We start from the raw sequence: 18,457 nt of genomic DNA on the forward strand, positions 1-18,457 counted from the left end.
TTTTATCCTGACAGGAAAGTTTTTTGCTGGGTCTCTGGCGGGCTATGCTTGCTCCAATGACCACATCACCCCCTCTGCGCCAACCTTGCCCCCCTGGCGCCTGCGACTGCGGCCGCGAACACTTGGTCGAACAGCCGCAGGCTGCCCAGCGCATCCTCCTGCTGACCCGTCAGGAAGAAAAACGCCTGCTCGAGCGCCTGGAAAACCTCAAGGACCTCGAAGACCTGCAACGCCTGCAGCAACGGATGTATGAAAACCTCGGCATCCGCGTGCACATTGCCCCCGGCTACAACGAAGTGCGAACCATGCGCGGTATCGTCATTGAACTGGATGACCAGCCGGGTCTGTGCCGCAAGACCCGGCAGTCCATCCCTGCGGCAATTCGGCGCGGGCTGGAGCGCAACCCGCAGGTCGCCTTCCGCCTGCTCGATACCCACGACCTGCTGCGTGATGCCTGAAGTGGTAGGCGGTCTTTTGTAGGAGCGGCCTTGTGTCGCGATCGGGCGCGCAGCGGCCGCAATTCAGGCAACCGAGGCTAGTCAGGAAAATCGGGGAGGCAGGTTTTACGGCCGCTGCGCGCGCGATCGCGACACAAGGCCGCTCCTACAGGGGCTCGAGCCAGGCTTTCACTAATTTTTTTGCCACTTGCTACGTCTACTTGAAAGCCCCCCTGCACCAGGTGTGCAGCGGCACTCATCATTCAAGGAGACAGGCAATGACTTCCGTTTTCGACCGCGACGATATCCAGTTCCAGGTAGTGGTCAACCACGAAGAGCAGTACTCGATCTGGCCGGATTACAAAGCCATCCCCAACGGCTGGCGTGCCGTGGGCAAGAGTGGCTTGAAGAAGGACTGCCTGGCCTATATTGATGAGGTGTGGACCGACATGCGCCCGCTGAGCCTGCGCCAGAAAATGGCCGAAGCCGCTACTCAGTGAATCCACTGAACCTGCTGTGCCTGCCGTATTCCGGGGCCAGCGCCATGGTCTACAGCCGCTGGCGACGCAAGCTGCCAGCCTGGCTGCAAGTACGCCCGGTGGAGCTGCCCGGGCGTGGTGCGCGCATGGCCGAGCCGCTGCACACCGACATGCAAGCCCTTGCCCGGCAACTGGCCAGCGAGCAGCGCCTGGCGGCCAATGCCCCCTATGCGCTGCTCGGGCACAGCCTGGGCGCGCTGCTGGCGTTCGAGCTGGCCCATGAGCTGCAAGCGCTGGACTGCCCGCCGCCACTGGCGCTGTTCGCCTGTGGCACGGCGGCGCCCACGCGGCGTGAGGACTACGACGGCAAGAACTGGCGCGAGCCCAAGAGTGACGCCGAGCTGATCAGCGAGTTGCGCGAGCTTCAGGGTACCCCCGAGGAAGTGCTGGCCAACGCCGAACTGATGAGCCTGACCTTGCCTACCCTGCGCGCCGACTTTCTGCTCTGCGGCACCTACGCCTACCGCCAGCGGCCGGCGTTGCAGTGCCCGCTGCACGTGCTGGGCGGCGCGCAGGACCGGGCCAGCGACGAGCAATTGCAGGCCTGGCGCCAAGAGACCCAGGGCGAGTTCTCGCTGCAGATGTTTCCCGGTGGCCACTTCTTCATCCATGAGCAGGAAGACCACGTGCTCGGCGCGCTGACGGCTTCACTGGAACCGCTTCGGCTTTCTGCCTGATTGACGTCACCGCTTGCCTGGTGGAGGCTAGGCCTTTTCCCAGGCAAGGGGCGGACAATGCTGATCGATCCACACAAGGCCACGCTGCTGGTCGTCGACATCCAGGAAAAACTCATCGGCGCCATGAGCGACCCCGAGGGTACTCAGGCGCGGGCACGCTGGTTGTTGGCGGCGACCGCCGAGCTGGAGTTGCCGACGGTGATTTCCGAGCAGTATCCCAAGGGCCTGGGCCATACTTTGGCGCAACTGCTCGCCGCAGCACCGGCCGCCGAAGTGGTGGAGAAAAGCCATTTTTCCTGCGTGGCCGCCGAGTGCCTGCCGGCCAGCCTGATGGCGCGTGAGCAGGTGATCGTGTGTGGTATGGAAACCCATGTCTGCGTGCTACAGACGGTGCTTGGCCTGCTGACACTGGGCAAGCAGGTGTTCGTGGTCGAGGATGCCTGCGACAGCCGCACCCCGGCCAGCAAGGCGGCGGGCCTGGCGCGCATGCGTGCCGCCGGGGCGCAAGTGGTGACCCGTGAGATGGTGTTGTTCGAATTGATGGGCAGTGCCGGCCACCCGCTGTTCCGCCACATCAGCAAAACCTACCTGGTCGGTGAACAGCCCTGAACGGCCGGTTACTGGCTGCCGGGTTGATGGCCCTGGCACTGCTGCAAGGCTGTGCCGGGCGCCGTGAAGAAGCGCCAGAAGCTGATCCGGCCAAGGTCCGTGCCCAGCTGCTGCGGTTGCTGCCTGCCCAGGCCAAGGACCGCGAGGGCTGGGCGAGGGACATTCAAGTGGCATTCGAAGCCCAGCGCATTGCACCGAGCAAAAGCAACCTGTGTGCCGTCTTGGCGGTGACCGAACAGGAATCGACCTTCACTGCCGATCCGCAGGTACCCAACCTGGGCCGTATCGCCCGTGAGGAAATCGACCGCCGTGCCGCACGCCTGCATATTCCCAGGCTGCTGGTCGACGGCGCTCTGAAAACCCCTTCGGGCAACGGCCAGAGCTACCAGCAGCGTTTGCAGGCAGTGCGCAGCGAGAAGCAGCTGAGCGAACTGTATGACGAGGTCATTGCCCGTGTGCCGCTTGGCAAGACCTTGCTGGACGGCCTGAACCCGGTGCACACCGGCGGGCCGATGCAGGTCAGCATCGACTTCGCCGAAAAGCATGCGCAGGCGTACCCCTACAGCCATGACGGCACGATTCGCCAGGAAGTGTTCACCCGGCGCGGCGGCATGTATTTCGGTATTGCCCACCTGCTGGGCTACCCGGCCAGTTATGAACGCCAGCTGTACCGTTTTGCCGATTTCAACGCAGGCTGGTACGCCAGTCGCAACGCGGCGTTCCAGGCGGCATTGAGCAAGGCGACCGGCGTGCCGCTTGCCCTGGACGGCGACCTGGTTGCACCGGGGGCGATCATGCCAGGCACCACCGAGCAGGCCGCGAGAAAGTTGGGGGTGAAGCTGGGGCTGCGTAACCCGCAGATTCGCAGCCAGCTGGGGGAGGGTGACAGCCTGGCGTTCGAGGACAGCAAACTGTACAGCGGAGTATTTGCCCTGGCGGATGCCAAGGCCGGTAAACCGGTGCCACGGGCGGTATTGCCGGGGATCGAGCTGAAGAGCCCGAAGATCACCCGCAAGCTGACCACGGCATGGTTTGCCGGGCGGGTGGATGAGCGTTATCAGCGGTGCATGAAGCGTTAGTCATGTGTTGCCTGTGCCGGCCTCTTCGCGGGTAAACCCGCTCCCACAGGGTTATCACTCACCGTGAGGTCAGCGCAGTACCTCAAGGCCTTCGCAGGGATACCATTGGTTCGGAAGGCAGTGAGGTCCCTGTGGGAGCGGGTTTACCCGCGAAGAGGCCGGCGCAGACACCATCAGCTTTCGCCCAATGCCCCAACCACCTGGTCGACACTGGCCTTCAACCCTGCAAACGCATCCTCAGGGTCACTCTCCACCACCACCAGCTTCGCCCCGGCTGCCTTGATCACTTCGGCCACCGCCGCGTCCGGCTGGCGGTGGTCCAGCACCAGTGCCACATCCTGCGCTTTCAGGTTCTCCTCCAGCGCCTTGAGCGCGGCAGCATCCCATTCGGTCGGCAGGGGCTGCTCCACCACATCCAGGTTCAACCCGCTGGCAAGGTAACCCAACCGTTCGGACAGGCTCACCACCGTCAGGTTGTCGACCTTGGCCAGGCGTGTCTGGCTGGCGGCAGAAAGCTCCAGCAACTGGCGCTTGAGCCCCGCCAGGTTGCCCTGGATCTTCGCTTTGTCACCCGGTGCCAGGCGCTCCAGGTCGTTGGCCACCACATCGGCCATACGCCCGAGGTTGGTCGGGTTGAGCCAGGGGTAGGCGCCATAGGCATCATCGCCCGAGACCGCAATCCCTGGCAGCGCACCGTCCACTGGCCGTGCGGCATCGATTTCGACGATGCGGATGTTGCTGCGCCGGGCCATCGGGTACAGCGGGTCGTCACGCCAGATCGAACGCACGCCGATCACTGCGTCGGCCTGTTGTGCGGCCTTTTCCAGGCTGGCGCCACCGCGCCCGCTGAAGTACGACGGCTGTCGGCTGGCCGGCAGGTTGGCCGGCGCCGCACTTTTTAGCTGTACTGCAGTGCCGTCGAGCAGCGCGCTGGCCAGGCTGTGGGTGACGGGCAGGGTGGTCAGCACTTGTGTGGCAAAAGACAGCGACGGCAGGCCGGCCAGGGCCAGCGCCAGGGTCAGGCGTTTGAAATTCATGCCGGGTTTCCTTGCAGGCGGGGGACGAGGGCGCGGGCCAGGGCGGCCAGGGCAAAGCAGATGCCGGCGACCAGGATGATCGCGGCGCCTGACGGCACCGGCAGGTCGAAAACGATCGGCAGCAGGATGCCAAACAGGGTGCTGATGGTGGCAATCACCACCGACAGGAAGAAAAAGCCCTTGAGCGACTGGCTGACCAAGCGTGCGGCGGCAGCGGGGATGACCAGCAGCGCACCGACCAGGATGGCCCCGATTACCTTCACGGCGGCCACGGTCACCAAAGTCACCAGCACCACGAACAGGTAGTCCAGGGTCTTTACCGCTACCCCGCGCACCGCGGCCAGCTGTGGGTTGAAACTGGCCAGCATGATGCGGTTGTACAGCGGCAGCGCCAAGGCCAGCACCAGTACCGCGACGATGCCCAGCACCACCAGGTCCTGGCCACTGACCGTCAGCACCGAGCCGAACAGCACGTTCTCGAGGATGTGCACGTTGATCTTGCCTGCCAGCATCAGCAGCAGGCTGGCGCCCAGCGCCAGCGACACCGACAGGAAAACGCCGATCAGCGTGTCCGGCGACAGCCCGGTGCGGTTGCGCAGGAAATTGAGCAGGATGCCGAACAGCAGGCAGTAGCCGAACAGGCTGCCGTAAGGGCCGGTGTAGGGCTCGCCCAGCAGGATACCGATGGCCACGCCGGTCAGCGCGGCATGGCCCACGGCCTCGGAGAAGAAGGCAAAGCGCTTGACCACCACCAGGGTGCCCAGGCCGCCCAGCACCGGGCCGATCATCAGGCCGGCCAGCAGGGCGTTGACCACGAAACCATAGGCCAATGCCTCGGGCAGGTAACCAGCGGTGGCCCAGTCCTGGACCAGTTGGCGAAATGCTTCAAAACTCATGAGGCAAGGCTCTCGCTACGCGGGTGAACGGAGAACAGGCCGAGCAGGCGCTCCGGGGTCAGGGCCTGTACGGGTGGGGCGTCGAACAGCACCTTGCGGCTCAGGCCGGTTACCCGGTCAGCAAGGCGCAGCACGGCTTCCAGGTCGTGCTCGATCCACAGCACGGTGGTGCCAGCCTGGCGCCAGCCCTTCAGCAACTGCTCGAACACCTGGATACCGGCTTCATCGAGTGCCGACATGGGTTCGTCCAGCACCAGCAGCTGCGGCTCGGGGATCAAGCCTTGGGCCAGCAGCACGCGCTGGCGCTCGCCCCCGGACAACGCACCCATGCGCCGCTTGCGCTTGTCGAGCATGCCGACCTGCGCCAGGGCCGCGTCGATGGCCGGCTGCACACGTCGCGACAGGCCGAGAAAGGCCGGGCGGCGCTGGCACATGGCGGCCATGAAGTCGTCCACGGTCATCGGCAGGCCGCGGTCGAACTCCAGGGCCTGCGGCACATAGCCAATCACTTCGCGTTCGCTCGGCCAATGCAGGGTCAGCTGGCCCTGATGCGGCATTTGCCCGAGCAGGGTCTTGATCAGCGAGCTCTTGCCGCCGCCATTGGGGCCGACGATGGCGTGCACGCTGCCTGGGGCCACGCTGAAACCGACCTGTTCAAGGATGCGTGTGCGGCCTAGCGTCAGGTCGATGCCAGCGAACTCGATGCGCGGCCCGAAAGCCGTCACCAGGTTGGCCGCGGCGGTCATGCGCGGTTCTCCTGGATGGCGCGGACCACGGTGTCGAGGTTGCGCTTCATTTCCACCTCGTACTTTTCCTTGGTGTATTCGCCATAGGAGATGTGCGTCAGCGGGTACAGGCGCACGCCAGATTCGCGCTGGATGGTTTCGACATAGGCCGACGGGAAGTCCATTTCCGAGAAGATCACCCGCACGTCCAGGGCCTTGAGCTGGTCGATGGTCTTTTTCAGCTGGGCTGGGCTGGGTTCGATGCCATGGGCCGGTTCGACCACGGCGGTCACCTCCAGGCCAAAGTCGCGTACCAGGTAATCGTAGGCGGCGTGGATGGTGGCAACCCGGAAGGTGGCGCTGGGGGCCTCGGTGACCTTGGCCAGGGCTTCGGCACGCAGGGTACGCAGACGCTTGGCGTAGGCCCGGGCATTTTGCGTGTAGAGCTTGGCGTTGTCCGGGTCAAGCTTGCCCAGTTCGCGGGCGATGTTGTTGACCTGGGCGATGGTGGTGCTGATCGACAGGAAGGTGTGCGGGTTGACCACTTTGCCAGCGCCGCGGGCGGCAATGCCGGTGGCGGCCAGCAACGGAACGTTCTGGTTGGCTTCGATGGTGTTGATACCTGGTTTTTCGCTGGCGGCGATCATGCGGTCGGCGAAGTCGTCGTGGCCGACGCCGTTGAGCACCACCACATCCAGGGTGCCGATGCGCTTGATGTCCTCGGCCCGTGGCTCGTAGGCGTGGGGGTTGAAGCCCGCTGGAATCAGCGGCACCACTTCGGCTTTGTCGCCGACGATGTTGGTCACGTAGCTGTAGTAGGGGTGCAGGGTGATGCCGATGCGCAGCGGCTTGCCGTTATCGGCCAGGGCCATTGCCGGCAGGGCAAGGGCCAGGAGCAGGGCGAGGGCGGAGCGGAACATGGGGAAGTCCTTGGGTTCAGTGACGGTGTTCGCGGGTGACCCCGGCGTCGTAGTGGCTGACCACCTGCTGCCAGCCAGCGGCAATCAGTGCCGCCTGGGCGAGGTCGTCCGGGGACATGGCGGCGCTGTCGCGACGCAGCCAGACATCGGCCTGGCCAGTGCTGTCGGCCGGCAGGATCAGCAGCAGGCTGCCGGCGACTTCAGGGGCCTGACTGCGGCCCAGGTAGGCGCCGGGCTCCAGCCATGACCATTGGTGGCCGCCACGGCTCTGGCTGCCGGCATCGACCACGAAGGGCGGCAGGCCTTCTTCGGCCAGCGCCTGCACGCTAGGCACGGCAGCGTTTTCTTCACGCAGCAGCTGGATCTCGTCGAAGGCCACCCGCAGATCGGTGTACAGGCCTTGCTCGGCGGCGGTGAGGTCGCGGCGGGCGTCAATCTGGTGGCTGGCGATGGTCTGTTCGTCTTCGCGCTCACCACGCAGCAGCACCACGCTGGCGGCGAGCACCACGATCAGCAGGCTGATCAGCAGCACGTACAGGGTTTCGTGGCCGGCGCCGGCCGGGCGAATTACTTGGGCGCGGCTCATGGCTGGGCGATATCGGCGTAGTCGACTTCCACCACATGCCCGGGGCCGGCGTCGAACAGCACGTAGAACTCGCCGTCCGGGCGCTTGAAGGTGAGCGTCGAGTCGTCGCCAAGCTTGCCGCCGACCAGCACCTGCTCGTCATAACCGATCACATCCAGGGTCACCCCGGGGGCACCGCTGCCGTCCGAGAAACCGCCGGTGCACTTGACCTGGCCGCCGGCCGTTTCTTCGCATTCGCACATCGGGTTATGCGCCAGGGCGGGGCCGGCGGCCAGCACCAGCAAGGGCAGGGCGAGGGTTCGCATCAGCTGTTTCATTTCTTGCCTCCTTGTTTTTCGAGCCAGGCCACGGTGGCTGGCGATGCTTTGGCCAGGGGGACCGACGCCTGGTGCATGCTGCCGTCCCAGCCTTCCAGGGTGATCCAGATCTGTGCGTCGGTTTTGGTGCGCGGCGAGATCGGCAGCGAGGTGCCCATGTTGTAAGGCGCGCCGAAGAAAATCGTGCCGGCGGCGCGCAGGCTGCGTGGTTTGCCAATACGCAGGTAGGCTGCCTTGACGTCCTTGACGCACGCCTTGCACAGCGACGCATTGAACGACTTGAAGTAGCCGGCGGGGCCGTCGGCACGTGGCGCCTCGTCACGCAGTTCGGCCAGGTCGAGGCTGTACGGGCCAACCTGGATATTGCTGATCACGTTGGCGCCAAGGCCGGCTTCGCCGCGGAACAGTTTTGCGTCGGCGAAGTACTTGGGCATGAAGCCCAGCGGGATGAGGATCAACAGGATGTTCAGGTGAAAACGCCACTTCAGCCATAGCTGCTTCAGCGGGCTGGCGGGCAGGGCTTGGGCCTGGCTCATGAGTGGATCTCCACGGTGGTTTCACTGCGTGCCGCACGGGGGGCTCGCTCGCTGCGTTTGAGGGCGGCGGCGGTGGCCTGGGCGGTGCGTTTGGTCCAGATCAGCAAGCCGCTGAGCACCATCAAGGTCAGGATCAGGCCGAAGAAGAACCAGATCAGCTTGATCGGCAGGCCGCCGAAGTCGCCGGTGTGCAGCGGGCGCATGGATTCGGTGACGAACTCCAGCGCCGAGCGGTCGCTGATCAGGAACTGGCTGTCGACATTGCTTGTGTACGGGTTTACCGAAGCACTCTGGAACATCAACGGGTACCAGCCCGGGCCGGACAGGGTGATGTGGCTGTAGGCGGTGGCGGGAAGCGAGATGGCATTCACCTCCAGCCCCGGGATCGCCAGGCCGGCGATGCGCGCTGCCTCATCCAGGTCGATGCGTGAGGCCGGGCTGCCATCTTGGGTCTGTGGCACTTCTTCACGGGCAATCACCGGCACGATGGGCCGGCTGGATATGGTGATGTGGTTGTCGAACAGGATCGCCTGGATCAGGAACCAGGTGCCGGTGATGGCAATGACCGCAATGAACCAGATCGACCACACCCCGGCCAGGCGGTGCACGTCACCCCAGAAAATCCGCGAGCCATGGCCGGTGCGCACGGGTTTGAAAAAGCCCTTCCAGAACTTCTTGTACACCACCAGGCCGGTGACCAGCGAAGCCAGCATAGGCAGGCCAAGCAATGACACCAGGTACCAGCCCCAACTGAAACCGTTGGTGAACGGCACCAGCCACCAGCCATGCAGGGCGCGGGTGAAGGCTTCGAAGTTGAAGTCCGGGGTCTTGCCCTGAATGGCCGCTGTGTAGGGGTTTACATACAGCGTTGGGCTGGTGCCGTCAGGCAGGGTGACACTGGCTTTTACTGCGAAGTGCGAACCATCCGGCTGGCTCAGGCGCTCTACCACCATGTCCGGCTCGGCCTTGTTCAAAGCTTCCAGCACCTGCTGAAAGCTCAAACGCTCGACGTCTGCGTCGGGCTTGTTGGCACGCACGGCCGGGTCGGCAAGCCAGACGATCTCCTGGCTGACCACGGCGAGCATGCCGGTAAAGCAGACGATCAGCACAAAGAACCAGATCGGCAGGGCGAGCCAGCTATGGACCAGGAACCACAGCCTGGATTTGGATTTTTTCGGTGATTTGGCCATCAGACGGTCTTCTGCAATGGGTGGTCGAGCGTATGCCCAACCAAAGAGGGCTGTACTGATAAGGACGAATGAGAATTGAAAACCTGCCGATTTAAATGCAAGCAAATGTTTCTAAATGCAAAGCCGGCCTGCGCGCGAGGCGTCAGGCCGGCTTTGAAGGCATGCAGTAGAAAGGTCAGGCGCGGGTCAGGGCCACGGCCGGTTGCGGTTTACCGTGCACCTGCGCCAAGTCCTGATACAGCGCTCGGCCGATTTCCGCAGCGCGGGCCGGCAGCACCGAGAGCAGGGTGTCGCTCAGGCCGTGACTGGTCTCGCAGAAGCCCTGCAGGTACACCGAGGCCTGCAGGTCGGGGCTGGCCAGTACGCGGTAATTGCGATCGACGCTGAAATCGTCCAGGTAACCGGCCAGCGGCGCCAGTAGGTCACGGTGCGAGCGGCGCTCGTAGCCGGTGGCGAGGATCACGGCATCGTAGCGGTGGGTTTGCTGCTGGCCGGTGGCGAGGTCGCGCAGGGTCAGTTCCAGGCCTTCGCGGGTAGCTACCACAGCTTCGACCTGGCGGCGGCACAGCACGTTGTGACGGTGCTGGTGGGCGACCTTCTGCCGGTACAGGATGCCGTAGATGCGTTCGATCAGGTTGAGGTCCACCACCGAGTAGTTGGTGTTGTGGTATTCGCCCAGCAGTTTGCTGCGCTGGTCGGCCGGTTCGTTGTAGACCAGGTCGGTGTAGTCCGGCGAGAAGATCTCGTTGACGAACGGGCTGTCGTCGGCGGGTTTGAGGGCCGAGCCACGCAGGATCATGTCGACCTTCACCGACGGGTAGCTGTCATTGAGATCGATGAATGCCTCGGCGGCGCTTTGGCCCGAACCGATCACTGCGATGCGCATCGGTTTGCCGGCGGTGCACGGCAGCGTGTTCAGGCTGCTCAGGTACTGGGAGTGATGGAATACCCGCGGGTCGTCCTTGAAGGCACCGAACTTTTCCGGGATTTTCGGCGTGCCGCCGCTGCCGACCACCACCGAGCGTGTTCGGCGGCTGTATTCGCGGCCCTGGGCGTCGCGCGAAACCAGGCGCAGGTGCTCGACCCGGCCAGCCTGCACCTCAGGTTCGATGCGCAGCACTTCCTGGCCGTACACCGCCTGGGTGGCAAAATGTTCGGCGGCCCAGCGCAGGTAGTCGTTGTACTCCAGGCGGCAGGGGTAGAAGGTGCCGAGGTTGATGAAGTCGGCCAGGCGCTGCTTCTGGTGCAGGTAATTGACGAAGCTGTAGGGGCTGGTGGGGTTGCGCAATGACACCAGGTCCTTGAGGAACGAGATCTGCAGCTCGCTCTGGGTGGCCAGGGTTTCGCCGTGCCAGCGGTAGTCCTGCTGCTTGTCGATGAACAGTGCGTCGAGGGCGTAGCCCTGGGACTCGGCGAGTTCTTCCAGGGCAATGGCCAAGGCCAGGTTGGAAGGGCCGAAGCCCACGCCGATCAGATCTTTGATGGTTTCCTGCTGTGAGGACTGGCTCATGGCTGCGATTCCCTGAATGGTCGATATGGAGGCCCGCCGGGGCTCCGGCTCCTGCGCAAGTACATGTGTTGGAACGAGCCAGTCGCGGGGGAATTTAAGCGGGCTAAAGAACTGCGCGGAATGGCCGATAGGGGGGTTACGGCAAGGACCTATCTTTCAGCCAGGGAATAGACATGAGCGCAATTACGGCTAGCAACCTGATGATCAACGGCGTTTCAGCGCAGACGCTGAGCGCTAACGCAGCCACTGAACGCGAACAGGCAAAACAGGCCGGTGAGGCGCTGGGCCCTTTGAGCATCAGTAGCGACAGCATGAAAGTTTCAGCGGGTAGCCAGGCGCAACCTGCGGACAGTGAAGACAGTGGCGAGTCAGAGGCCGTATCCGAGCTGCGTCAGCTGATCAAGGACCTGCAGAAGCAACTGGTCGAGGAGCAGAAGCAGTTGGCCGCGCTGCAGAACAGCAAGATGGATGAAGCGGCCAAGGCGGCTGCGGTGGGCGCCAAGCAGGCAAGCATTGCCACCATCAACGGGCAGATCATGGCTGCCACGGCGCAGCTGCTGGAGCTGTTGCAGCAAGAGGGTGGCAGCAGTTCGGGCGGGATGGTCAGCGCCACGGCCTGACTGTCTCGCGCAATACCTGTAGGCGCGGCCTTGCGTCGCGCCTACACAGGTTCTGCGCAGCGCCAGGCGGTTATTCGGACGCTATGCGCCCCTTGTTCTGCCGCTCGCTCTTGTACTGCATGGCCACTGCCGGTGCCGGCTTGGCTGCGCCGGTCTCCAGCCACTGGCGCATGCGGCTGGCATCGGCAAAGTGGGTGTACTTGCCGAAAGCATCGAGGATGACCATGGCCACCGGGCGGTTGTCCATGCGGGTCAGCAGCACCAGGCAGTGCCCGGCTTCGTTGGTGAACCCGGTCTTGGTCAGCTTGATGTCCCAGTTGCTCTTGTTCACCAGGTGGTCAGTGTTACGGAAGCCCAGGGTGTAGTTGGGCTTGCGGAAGGCCACGGTCTTTTCACGGGTGGTCGACAGGTCGCTCAGCATCGGGTACTTGCGCGAGGCCATCAGCAGTTTGGCCAGGTCGCGTGCGGTGGACACGTTCTGCGTCGACAGGCCGGTCGGCTCAACGTAGCGAGTATGTGCCATGCCCAGGCTGCGGGCCTTGGCATTCATTGCCTTGATGAACGCCGGGTAGCCGCCGGGGTAGGCGTTGGCCAGGCTGTTGGCCGCACGGTTTTCCGACGACATCAGGGTAATCAGCAGGGTCTCGCGGCGGTCGAGTTGGCTGCCCAGGCGCACGCGGGAATACACGCCTTTCATTTCCGGGTTGTTGGCGATGGTCATGGTGAGCATTTCATCCATGGGCAGCTTGGCATCCAGTACCACCATCGCTGTCATCAGCTTGGTGACCGAGGCGATCGGCACCACGCGGTCGGCGTGGCTCGAATACAACTCCTGGTTGGTATTCAGGTCGATCAGCAGCGCGCTGCCTGAAGCCAGATGCAGCTTGGACGGGTCACGTTGGACTTGGGCCGGGGGTTGTGCAGCAGCAGTCGACGGAAGGGTCGCGGTACCTGTGAGCAACAGCAGCAGGCTGAGGATGGACAGGGATGTTTTCACGTTGAGGCTCACTAAAAGGTGGTATGTCGTTGGCTGTGCAAGGGTTTTCCCCCAAACCGCTGCATTGTGGAGTATGGCCTAAACGCTGTCGAATGCCTTATGACTAAAGGGCGCAAGGTGAACGAAATTTAATCCTGTGCTTTGTTAAAGGCGCATCAGTATGCAATGAGGTACGCCGCTACGCCCTTGGCAAGGCGCCAAGGCTTCCAGAGTGAAAGATGATCGAACAATCGGCTGTAGTTGCCCGCCAGCCCTGCAACCGCGAGGTAGACAAACCACTTTCGCAGCAATCTGGAGAACTTTCTTTTGATGAATCGCAACAATGGGCACACCTTGGAAAATGGCACCGTCGAGTTTACCGGGTCAGTCGGGTTGTAGGGCCGCCGTAATTACCTGTGGGCGAAATTTTTCTGTGGCAGGGCTTTACGCTGGATTTGGCGGTGAGATAAGCTTTCCCGGAATACTGTACGAATATACAGCTATCAGGATGAGAATATGTCTAAGCACATGATGGCAGCACCTCAGCAGTGCCAGGAAATGACCGGAGTAGAGCGGCTTGGCTTGCGGGTTTCGTCGATGATCAACCATCCGGTCGCGCAGACGCAGCGCTGGGTCGTTGTGCATCGCCTGGAGACCGACGGTGACGCGGAATGGGAGGAAGTGATGGGCCGGCTGCTGGAAACGCCCGAACTGGACCTGACCTTCAACGATGACCAGAGCGTGACAGTGTGCTGGGCGCGCAGCAGCGTGGAAGAGCGTGACGACTTTATCGTCGAGCGGGACAGCGAGGAGCGTGTGGAAGCGGCGGCACCTTTCTAGCTACCCGCAAATGCCCGCCGGGCCGGGCGGGCTTCGTTCTACACAAGGTGGGCATTCCACACCAATAGCACCCTGGCCTGAATGTAAGTCTCTTCTCGGCGAATCATGCGGTCTTTGTGCCGCGAATTGTCGGAGATCATCTCGAAATGGTCCTCATCCGCGATCTGCAGTCGCTTGATGTAGATGTGGTCGCCCCAGGAAAAGAAGTAGATGCCATCGCCAACGAACTCGCGAATGCTGACATCGACGATCAGCGGGTCGCGGTGCTTGATGGTCGGCTCCATCGACTGGCCCCAGCCCGTTACCATCTTCAGGTGGTGATGTTCTGTGAACGCCACACCCAGTTCGCGCAGATGGCTGGGGCTGACGCGAACGTCCTTGAACATTTCGGGGTAGTCGTGGGGGATCTGGCCCCCGCCCATGGCAGCCCGCACATCGTAGTGGGCAATCCACACTTCGTCACCGACCAGGCCGGGGCGAACACGCTCAGCCTTTACCAGCGTGGCATCCTGCGGTTCTTCTGCAGCGGCCAGCAACCTTTGCCGGGTTTCTTCAGGGATGCCTCTGCCGCTTCTGGCAAGCATCTGCTTGACCAGGTCGGCCGCCGAAAGCTTGCCGTCGCCCGTTTCAACCGGCGCCTGCACAGGGTCGCCTGCCGACAGTGCGTCGAACCAACCCCGTGGCAAACCTTCGATGCCCTCGATTCTGCGGGCCACGTCATCGCCCAGGTTTTTCGCGGTCTTGTCGGAAAGGATCTGGCTCAGGTGTGCAGGCGCCATGCCCCAGCGTTCTGCGCAGGATCCCTTCCTCTGGCTGCCAATGAGCTTGACCAGCTTGTGCTTGCGAATGTCGTAGATGTCCATGGGGCAAAGCATGCCAGTGTTTAGCTTGCTGCTAAATGTGCGCATGGCTAAATTGGCTCTTGTGATGAAGTTAGCTGTAGGCTAAATTAAATGCACAAACAAAGAAAGCCAGCGAGACATTTTTCTCCCGGGGCTCATCGCATCATCATCTGTAATGAGGTTCACATGGATCCGACCGACCTCGGCCTGGGCACAGTCACTTGGCTGAGCGGAACGGGCACTGTGTTACTGGGGGCATTTCTATGGCTGCGCAAGTGGTTGTCCAGGGATGCAACCGAGCGTGCGATGGACAGCGCAGATATTGCAGTGATCCGCCGACTGACCGAGCTGCTGGACATTGAGCGGGATGCCCGCAGAGAGGCAGAGGCCAAAGCTGACCAATTTGCCCGGGAGCGCAACGAGCTGGTGTTAAGCGTAGGGCGGCTACAAGGCAAGGTCCTGGCGCTGACCAGCCAGTTGGCTGTGGCGACAAAAATCACTGGCCCGAAAAAACTGTAGGCGCGAGCGTGCTCGCGATGCGCCGCGTGGGCGGCGCTCGATTTGCGCGCCACCTCAAACTTCCAGCCAGGTGTTTTGGCAAAAAAAAGCCCGCCAGATCGGCGGGCCATAAGGGCGTAGGGAGCAACGCACAACAAATTCGGGTCAGGCGACCAAGGTGCCTGGTTGCAACTGCTCGACCAGGGCCTGGGCCGAGGCAAGGGTCGGCATCGGGCCGCTTACGGCTTCGCCGTTACGCACCAGGTACCAGCATGCCAGCAGGCCCTGCTCACGCAGTGAAGTGGGGACGGCGCTGCCGACAACGGACATGATCTGGATAGTGGCCATGTGGACCTCCTGTGAAACATGGCTCTACCATACGCAGCAGCCTGAGCGGTTTGAAATCAACTTCATCGATAGTGGTCATTAGTTCTATCAACCGTTACCAGCGCGGCGGGCCGTAATACACCGGTGGCGGGCCATAGTAGGTGCGGTACCCCGGGGGTGGCGGTGCTGGCGCGTAGTACGGTTGGTAGTACACGGGTTGCGGCGGCGGTTGCACGTACACCGGCGGCGGCCCGTAATAGACCGGCTGGCGTTCGACGTACACAGTACGGTCACGCCCGCCATAAGCCGTTGCCCCGACCACAGCACCGACCACCGCCGCACCCAGGATCGGGCCCGGCCCATACCAGCCACCGCCGCCATGGCCGCCGTGGGCAGCAGCGGGCCCGCTGACGGCCAAGGCACCGACCAGCAGGGCGATTCCGGGAATGTGACGGTTCATGGAGCACCTCGCAAAGAAACCCCACGTTCGGGGCCTTGATAATATGACTCCAGTCTCTGTCAGCTGAGCACAGGGGAACGGTAAAGGTTGTGTAAGGGACGACCAGTGGTGGCCTCTGTTACGCTGCACAAACGGTTCAGTTATGACAAAGGAGCAGGTTATGTCGACAACTCCAAGCAGGGATACCGTGCTGTGCATATCCCTGGCCGGCCGCCCCGGCACCTTCGGCGTGCGCTTTCACAACCACCTGTACCAGCAGCTGGGCCTGGACTTTTACTACAAGGCCATGCGCACCGATGACCTGCCGGCGGCGGTGGCGGGTATCCGCGCTCTGGGTATCCGCGGCTGCGGCGTGTCAATGCCCTACAAGGAGGCCTGTATGGCGCTGGTGGACGAAATCGACCCGTCGGCGGCGGCCATCGAGTCGGTCAATACCTTGGTCAATACCGACGGCCACCTGAAGGCCTACAACACCGATTACCTGGCCGTGCGCCAATTGCTGGCACGGCATCAGGTCGATCCGGGCACCGCTTTCGCCCTGCGTGGCAGTGGTGGCATGGCCAAGGCCGTGGCCAGCGCCCTGCGCGATGCGGGCTTTGCCGAAGGCATCATCGTTGCGCGCAACGAGCAGGCCGGTCGGCAGCTGGCAGATGTGTGTGGTTATCGCTGGCTGCCTGAGTTGGGCGATATCTGCCCGCCGATGCTGGTGAACGTGACGCCGATTGGTATGGCAGGCGGGCGGGAGACCGAGGAGCTGGCGTTTTCCGATAACGCCATAGCAGCGGCGGAGCGGGTGTTCGATGTGGTGGCGATGCCAGCGCAGACACCGTTGATTCGCCGGGCGCAGGCGTTGGGCAAGCCGGTGATCACCGGGTTGGAGGTCATTGCGCTGCAGGCGCTGGAGCAGTTTGTGCTGTACACGGGTATCAGGCCGACGCGGGCGCAGGTGGATGCCGCAGTAGCTTACGCCCGGCAGATCTAGTTACTCCTGTGCTGGCCCCTTCGCGGCTAAAGCCGCTCCCACAGGTACAGCACTGCCACTGAGATCTGTGAAGTAACTGTGGGAGCGGCTTTAGCCGCGAAAGGGCCGGCACAGGCTATGGCAGGGTCAGAACACCTTGTGCCCGTCATCGAGCTGCTGGTCGACCAGTGCCCGGCCATGGGCCAGCGAAACATGCTGCGCGTTCTCAAGGTCGGAGAAAAACTTCATCGGCATCGACATGCGCTTGCTGGTGTGCCCGTCGGGCGCGGTGATCAGGCAGCCGGCGGCGTAGGGCAGGGGGGAGTCGGGGTGGGGCATCACGCTGGCGGTGATGGTGTGCTCGCGGTATTCACAGTGAAGAGATTGCATCGTCCTTACCTCGCTGTGGCATGTGAAGCAGTTACCTTCATATACCACAGCAAGGGGCCGGGAGTTCCCGGCCCGACGAGCGAACGGCGATGAACGCTTAGCCTTTGAGCTCGGTCGGCTGGATCACTTCTACCCAGTAACCGTCCGGGTCCTTGACGAAGGCCAGGTGGTTCATGCGCCCGTCCTGCAGGCGTTTCTGGAAGGGCACTTCCAGTGCTTCGAAGCGCGCACAGGCGGCGCGCACGTCCGGCACCGAGATGCAGATGTGGCCAAACCCGCGCGGGTCGGTGTTGCCGTTGTGGTAGGCGAACTCGGCATCGCTTTCGGTGCCGTGGTTGTGGGTCAGCTCCAGTACGCCAGGGATGGACTTCATCCACTGGTGGCGTGCTGCGTCATCGGCGGGAATCTGCGCCGGGTCGACCAGGGCCAGGAAGTACAGGCTGAAGGCGGCTTCGGGAAAGTCGCGCTTGTCGACTACGCGAAAGCCCAGCACGCGGGTGTAGAAGTCCAGCGACTTCTCGATATCCTTGACCCGCAGCATGGTGTGGTTGAAGACGAATTGTGCGGTAGCGGCATCCGGTTGGGTGGTGACGCCAGGCAGGGTTTGCAGATCGTGCAGGCTCATGGGAACTCCTGAGACGGGGCCGGGCGCAGGGCACCGGCAAAACAGACAGGCTGGCCATGATACGGCAGTGCGCTGATTGCGCAAATGAAAGCGCCCTGCACAAGGCAGGGCGCTGGAATTAGAGGCCCGCATGTGCGGGCGCGTGGGGTCGCTAGTCCTTTAGCTGTCTCGATACTGAGCCAGCCCTTGTGAAAAAAGTGTGAAGTGCGCGTGGACGTTTCATCAGCGTACCCAACTTTCTACCGTGGCGCCTCCGTACTGTTCTTTCCAGGCCTTGAGGCCACGGTGGTTGCCGCCCTTGGTCTCGATCCGCTCGCCGGTGTGCGGGTTTTGATAAACTTTTACCACCCGCGGGCGGCGCTGTTGCTTGGGCGCTGGGCTGGTAGCCCTGCCCACCGCCTTGGGGTCGAGGATGGCGATGATATCGCGCAGGCTCTTGTCGTAGCTTTTCATCAGGCCGACTAGTTTCTGCTCGAATTCGATTTCGCGTTTGAGGCCGGCATCCTTTTTCAACGCCTCCAGTTGCGCCATCTGCTCCTGGAGCGCTTTTTCGGCAGCACGAAACTCTGCAAGTCTGGACACTGTAATCACTCCTGTACGTCAGTCGTGGCAGGGCGTGACGAACATTGAATACGCATAAAACGCCAGCCACGCGGGTGGGTTCCGCTGTTCGCTGATATCGAGTGTAGTCATTCATGGGTACTCGGTAAACTGCTAACTTTTGTAAGTAAGACGGGAACTTTCCTAGTTTTGCGAGCGCTATTTCCCGGTTTTTTCGGGTCTGCCTCCCAGCACGTGTAGACCATGGTCCAATGGCCCGCGCCAGAGCCTTTGCGCGATCATTTCAGATGATAGCCGAT

The 18,457-nt window shown here is 62.7% G+C and carries 25 protein-coding genes; 9 read left to right on the forward strand and 16 right to left on the reverse strand.

The annotated features are described in order from the left end of the window. Positions 1–56 precede the first annotated feature (56 nt). The 5 genes from N805_RS04560 to N805_RS04580 all read left to right on the forward strand — a co-directional run bounded on the left by N805_RS04560 (position 57) and on the right by N805_RS04580 (position 3,341). Positions 57–458: a hypothetical protein gene (locus tag N805_RS04560; RefSeq protein WP_028613222.1), complete on the forward strand. Its 402-nt coding sequence runs from the start codon at positions 57–59 to the stop codon at positions 456–458. Positions 459–715: 257 nt separating this feature from the next. Beyond that, on the forward strand, positions 716–937 hold the full coding sequence (locus N805_RS04565; protein WP_016499090.1) for an MbtH family protein: 222 nt from the start codon (positions 716–718) through the stop codon (positions 935–937). After that, entirely contained in the window at positions 934–1,653 is a 720-nt protein-coding gene (locus tag N805_RS04570) for a thioesterase II family protein (protein ID WP_028613221.1), read from the forward strand. Before N805_RS04565 ends, N805_RS04570 begins: the two co-directional genes overlap by 4 nt. 57 nt (positions 1,654–1,710) lie before the next feature. After that, the gene (locus tag N805_RS04575) at positions 1,711–2,262 is read left to right on the forward strand and encodes a hydrolase (protein WP_028613220.1); all 552 of its coding nucleotides are present in this window, start codon (positions 1,711–1,713) and stop codon (positions 2,260–2,262) included. A 26-nt stretch (positions 2,263–2,288) separates the two neighbouring features. Further along, positions 2,289–3,341, forward strand: a complete 1,053-nt coding sequence (locus N805_RS04580) for a DUF1615 domain-containing protein (protein WP_028613219.1) — start codon at positions 2,289–2,291, stop codon at positions 3,339–3,341. A 173-nt stretch (positions 3,342–3,514) separates the two neighbouring features. On the opposite strand, the gene N805_RS04585 is transcribed toward N805_RS04580, so the two are convergent. From N805_RS04585 to N805_RS04625, 9 genes are all read right to left on the reverse strand, one after another. Beyond that, complete coding sequence (locus tag N805_RS04585) at positions 3,515–4,378, reverse strand: metal ABC transporter substrate-binding protein (RefSeq protein WP_028613218.1); 864 nt, start codon at positions 4,376–4,378, stop codon at positions 3,515–3,517. Next, positions 4,375–5,274, reverse strand: coding sequence for a metal ABC transporter permease (locus tag N805_RS04590; protein WP_028613217.1), 900 nt, complete (start codon positions 5,272–5,274; stop codon positions 4,375–4,377). The genes N805_RS04585 and N805_RS04590 overlap by 4 nt, the downstream gene beginning before the upstream one ends. Continuing rightward, on the reverse strand, positions 5,271–6,020 hold the full coding sequence (locus tag N805_RS04595) for a metal ABC transporter ATP-binding protein (RefSeq protein ID WP_028613216.1): 750 nt from the start codon (positions 6,018–6,020) through the stop codon (positions 5,271–5,273). The genes N805_RS04590 and N805_RS04595 overlap by 4 nt, the downstream gene beginning before the upstream one ends. Next, on the reverse strand, positions 6,017–6,919 hold the full coding sequence (locus N805_RS04600) for a metal ABC transporter substrate-binding protein (RefSeq protein WP_028613215.1): 903 nt from the start codon (positions 6,917–6,919) through the stop codon (positions 6,017–6,019). Before N805_RS04600 ends, N805_RS04595 begins: the two co-directional genes overlap by 4 nt. A 16-nt stretch (positions 6,920–6,935) precedes the next feature. Beyond that, positions 6,936–7,505, reverse strand: coding sequence for a DUF6162 family protein (locus tag N805_RS04605; protein WP_028613214.1), 570 nt, complete (start codon positions 7,503–7,505; stop codon positions 6,936–6,938). Next, entirely contained in the window at positions 7,502–7,822 is a 321-nt protein-coding gene (locus N805_RS04610; protein ID WP_028613213.1) for a hypothetical protein, read from the reverse strand. Before N805_RS04610 ends, N805_RS04605 begins: the two co-directional genes overlap by 4 nt. Continuing rightward, entirely contained in the window at positions 7,819–8,358 is a 540-nt protein-coding gene (locus N805_RS04615) for a hypothetical protein (RefSeq protein WP_028613212.1), read from the reverse strand. Before N805_RS04615 ends, N805_RS04610 begins: the two co-directional genes overlap by 4 nt. Beyond that, positions 8,355–9,548, reverse strand: a complete 1,194-nt coding sequence (locus N805_RS04620) for a PepSY-associated TM helix domain-containing protein (protein ID WP_028613211.1) — start codon at positions 9,546–9,548, stop codon at positions 8,355–8,357. The genes N805_RS04615 and N805_RS04620 overlap by 4 nt, the downstream gene beginning before the upstream one ends. Positions 9,549–9,723: 175 nt before the next feature. Further along, positions 9,724–11,058 (reverse strand): lysine N(6)-hydroxylase/L-ornithine N(5)-oxygenase family protein, encoded by a 1,335-nt coding sequence (locus tag N805_RS04625; protein WP_028613210.1) that lies wholly within the window; start codon positions 11,056–11,058, stop codon positions 9,724–9,726. A gap of 173 nt (positions 11,059–11,231) precedes the next feature. Here N805_RS04625 and N805_RS04630 point away from each other — a divergent pair, with 173 nt between their 5' ends. Next, positions 11,232–11,678 (forward strand): hypothetical protein, encoded by a 447-nt coding sequence (locus N805_RS04630; RefSeq protein WP_019473706.1) that lies wholly within the window; start codon positions 11,232–11,234, stop codon positions 11,676–11,678. 70 nt (positions 11,679–11,748) lie between these two features. Here the strand turns inward: N805_RS04630 and pbpG are convergent, their stop codons facing one another. Next, on the reverse strand, positions 11,749–12,675 hold the full coding sequence (gene pbpG, locus N805_RS04635) for a D-alanyl-D-alanine endopeptidase (RefSeq protein WP_019473705.1): 927 nt from the start codon (positions 12,673–12,675) through the stop codon (positions 11,749–11,751). A 495-nt stretch (positions 12,676–13,170) separates the two neighbouring features. On the opposite strand from pbpG, the gene N805_RS04640 reads away from it, so the two are divergent. Then, on the forward strand, positions 13,171–13,494 hold the full coding sequence (locus N805_RS04640; protein ID WP_019473704.1) for a DUF1654 domain-containing protein: 324 nt from the start codon (positions 13,171–13,173) through the stop codon (positions 13,492–13,494). A gap of 38 nt (positions 13,495–13,532) precedes the next feature. On the opposite strand, the gene N805_RS04645 is transcribed toward N805_RS04640, so the two are convergent. Next, positions 13,533–14,357: a S24 family peptidase gene (locus N805_RS04645; RefSeq protein ID WP_019473703.1), complete on the reverse strand. Its 825-nt coding sequence runs from the start codon at positions 14,355–14,357 to the stop codon at positions 13,533–13,535. A 165-nt stretch (positions 14,358–14,522) separates the two neighbouring features. Here N805_RS04645 and N805_RS04650 point away from each other — a divergent pair, with 165 nt between their 5' ends. Next, positions 14,523–14,855 carry a hypothetical protein gene (locus N805_RS04650; protein ID WP_019473702.1) on the forward strand — a complete coding sequence of 111 codons (333 nt, stop codon included), beginning with the start codon at positions 14,523–14,525 and terminating at the stop codon, positions 14,853–14,855. A gap of 144 nt (positions 14,856–14,999) precedes the next feature. On the opposite strand, the gene N805_RS04655 is transcribed toward N805_RS04650, so the two are convergent. Beyond that, entirely contained in the window at positions 15,000–15,182 is a 183-nt protein-coding gene (locus tag N805_RS04655) for a hypothetical protein (protein WP_028613209.1), read from the reverse strand. Between the two features lie 94 nt (positions 15,183–15,276). Next, positions 15,277–15,621, reverse strand: a complete 345-nt coding sequence (locus N805_RS04660; RefSeq protein WP_028613208.1) for a hypothetical protein — start codon at positions 15,619–15,621, stop codon at positions 15,277–15,279. Positions 15,622–15,781: 160 nt separating this feature from the next. Here N805_RS04660 and N805_RS04665 point away from each other — a divergent pair, with 160 nt between their 5' ends. Next, the gene (locus N805_RS04665) at positions 15,782–16,603 is read left to right on the forward strand and encodes a shikimate 5-dehydrogenase (RefSeq protein ID WP_028613207.1); all 822 of its coding nucleotides are present in this window, start codon (positions 15,782–15,784) and stop codon (positions 16,601–16,603) included. A 126-nt stretch (positions 16,604–16,729) separates the two neighbouring features. On the opposite strand, the gene N805_RS04670 is transcribed toward N805_RS04665, so the two are convergent. The 3 genes from N805_RS04670 to N805_RS04680 all read right to left on the reverse strand — a co-directional run bounded on the left by N805_RS04670 (position 16,730) and on the right by N805_RS04680 (position 18,179). Further along, the gene (locus N805_RS04670) at positions 16,730–16,972 is read right to left on the reverse strand and encodes a hypothetical protein (protein ID WP_016487634.1); all 243 of its coding nucleotides are present in this window, start codon (positions 16,970–16,972) and stop codon (positions 16,730–16,732) included. Between the two features lie 97 nt (positions 16,973–17,069). Continuing rightward, positions 17,070–17,597, reverse strand: coding sequence for a lactoylglutathione lyase (gene gloA, locus N805_RS04675; RefSeq protein ID WP_019473797.1), 528 nt, complete (start codon positions 17,595–17,597; stop codon positions 17,070–17,072). Between the two features lie 222 nt (positions 17,598–17,819). Further along, positions 17,820–18,179 (reverse strand): histone-like nucleoid-structuring protein, MvaT/MvaU family, encoded by a 360-nt coding sequence (locus N805_RS04680; RefSeq protein ID WP_019473796.1) that lies wholly within the window; start codon positions 18,177–18,179, stop codon positions 17,820–17,822. Between the last annotated feature and the right edge of the window lie 278 nt (positions 18,180–18,457).

This window comes from Pseudomonas putida S13.1.2 (assembly GCF_000498395.2).
GTDB classification, from domain to species: domain Bacteria; phylum Pseudomonadota; class Gammaproteobacteria; order Pseudomonadales; family Pseudomonadaceae; genus Aquipseudomonas; species Aquipseudomonas putida_Q.

What these genes read in the sequence shown, in the direction of transcription:
- N805_RS04560 (WP_028613222.1), top strand. Translation starts at nt 57, where the DNA reads ATGACCACATCACCCCCTCTGCGCCAACCTTGCCCCCCTGGCGCCTGC.
- N805_RS04615 (WP_028613212.1), bottom strand. Translation starts at nt 8,358, where the DNA reads ATGAGCCAGGCCCAAGCCCTGCCCGCCAGCCCGCTGAAGCAGCTATGG.
- N805_RS04600 (WP_028613215.1), bottom strand. Translation starts at nt 6,919, where the DNA reads ATGTTCCGCTCCGCCCTCGCCCTGCTCCTGGCCCTTGCCCTGCCGGCA.
- N805_RS04665 (WP_028613207.1), top strand. Translation starts at nt 15,782, where the DNA reads ATGTCGACAACTCCAAGCAGGGATACCGTGCTGTGCATATCCCTGGCC.
- gloA (WP_019473797.1), bottom strand. Translation starts at nt 17,597, where the DNA reads ATGAGCCTGCACGATCTGCAAACCCTGCCTGGCGTCACCACCCAACCG.
- N805_RS04580 (WP_028613219.1), top strand. Translation starts at nt 2,289, where the DNA reads ATGGCCCTGGCACTGCTGCAAGGCTGTGCCGGGCGCCGTGAAGAAGCG.
- N805_RS04605 (WP_028613214.1), bottom strand. Translation starts at nt 7,505, where the DNA reads ATGAGCCGCGCCCAAGTAATTCGCCCGGCCGGCGCCGGCCACGAAACC.
- N805_RS04650 (WP_019473702.1), top strand. Translation starts at nt 14,523, where the DNA reads ATGGATCCGACCGACCTCGGCCTGGGCACAGTCACTTGGCTGAGCGGA.
- N805_RS04620 (WP_028613211.1), bottom strand. Translation starts at nt 9,548, where the DNA reads ATGGCCAAATCACCGAAAAAATCCAAATCCAGGCTGTGGTTCCTGGTC.
- N805_RS04630 (WP_019473706.1), top strand. Translation starts at nt 11,232, where the DNA reads ATGAGCGCAATTACGGCTAGCAACCTGATGATCAACGGCGTTTCAGCG.
- N805_RS04640 (WP_019473704.1), top strand. Translation starts at nt 13,171, where the DNA reads ATGTCTAAGCACATGATGGCAGCACCTCAGCAGTGCCAGGAAATGACC.
- N805_RS04645 (WP_019473703.1), bottom strand. Translation starts at nt 14,357, where the DNA reads ATGGACATCTACGACATTCGCAAGCACAAGCTGGTCAAGCTCATTGGC.
- N805_RS04590 (WP_028613217.1), bottom strand. Translation starts at nt 5,274, where the DNA reads ATGAGTTTTGAAGCATTTCGCCAACTGGTCCAGGACTGGGCCACCGCT.
- N805_RS04575 (WP_028613220.1), top strand. Translation starts at nt 1,711, where the DNA reads ATGCTGATCGATCCACACAAGGCCACGCTGCTGGTCGTCGACATCCAG.
- N805_RS04625 (WP_028613210.1), bottom strand. Translation starts at nt 11,058, where the DNA reads ATGAGCCAGTCCTCACAGCAGGAAACCATCAAAGATCTGATCGGCGTG.
- N805_RS04585 (WP_028613218.1), bottom strand. Translation starts at nt 4,378, where the DNA reads ATGAATTTCAAACGCCTGACCCTGGCGCTGGCCCTGGCCGGCCTGCCG.
- N805_RS04595 (WP_028613216.1), bottom strand. Translation starts at nt 6,020, where the DNA reads ATGACCGCCGCGGCCAACCTGGTGACGGCTTTCGGGCCGCGCATCGAG.
- N805_RS04660 (WP_028613208.1), bottom strand. Translation starts at nt 15,621, where the DNA reads ATGAACCGTCACATTCCCGGAATCGCCCTGCTGGTCGGTGCCTTGGCC.
- N805_RS04610 (WP_028613213.1), bottom strand. Translation starts at nt 7,822, where the DNA reads ATGAAACAGCTGATGCGAACCCTCGCCCTGCCCTTGCTGGTGCTGGCC.
- N805_RS04655 (WP_028613209.1), bottom strand. Translation starts at nt 15,182, where the DNA reads ATGGCCACTATCCAGATCATGTCCGTTGTCGGCAGCGCCGTCCCCACT.
- N805_RS04670 (WP_016487634.1), bottom strand. Translation starts at nt 16,972, where the DNA reads ATGCAATCTCTTCACTGTGAATACCGCGAGCACACCATCACCGCCAGC.
- N805_RS04565 (WP_016499090.1), top strand. Translation starts at nt 716, where the DNA reads ATGACTTCCGTTTTCGACCGCGACGATATCCAGTTCCAGGTAGTGGTC.